1 protein-coding gene is annotated in these 649 nt (G+C 61.5%); it reads right to left on the bottom strand.

Features of this window, described 5'->3' with window-relative positions; all coding sequences use genetic code 11:
* Window positions 1–321: DUF736 family protein (locus EOA24_RS40135; RefSeq protein WP_085462449.1), on the bottom strand; the 321-nt coding region annotated here is incomplete at its 3' end.
* Window positions 322–649 lie beyond the last annotated feature (328 nt).

Consider the following 649-nt stretch of genomic DNA (forward strand, 5'->3'; position numbering starts at 1 on the left):
CTGCGGGTTGTTCCAGAGGATCACCTTCTTGTTCTCGTCGCCGCCGGGGGCGGGAGCGAGGTTGCCGAAAATCACGCCGATCTCGGGGGCTTCCAGCTTGACCGAGAGGTATTCCTCGCCCGAACGCTGGGAGATGCGGTGCCAGCCGGCTCCGATCTCGAAGCCCGTGCGCTTGTTGACGATGCGGTAGTCGGGAGCATCCTCGCGGGTTTTGTTGGCGTTCGGGATCAGGGTGATCGGGGCGTTGACCCGCAGCGTGGCGAACACGCCTTCCATCGAGCCGTCGGCCTTGGCGGTGAGGTTTGCGATCGTGGTGGCCATGGTACTTCTCCTTCGGTTGCATCGGGACCATTCCCGATGGCGCCAAAGAAGGGGGCCGTCCTGCTGCGGTCACTCGGCACAAATTCTGGAAAATTCTATTTGCCGCAGACAGCGGGCCGCACTTTCAAAGGGCCCCGCTTGCGGGAAGGAAAGTGCCTGGCCCGCAACAAAAACCGAAATCGAATTTTCCTGAATTTTTGCCGAGCGTACCCCCAACGGGGGTTGACCGCAAAAGCAGGCGGTCCACTACAAAGGCGACATGACACGGGAATGGTCCGGATGCGAGCGAAGGCGATGCCTCCGGCGACCATCGCAGATCCTTCACGCC

It is taken from the genome of Mesorhizobium sp. M2A.F.Ca.ET.039.01.1.1 (assembly GCF_003998035.1).
Taxonomy (GTDB): domain Bacteria; phylum Pseudomonadota; class Alphaproteobacteria; order Rhizobiales; family Rhizobiaceae; genus Mesorhizobium.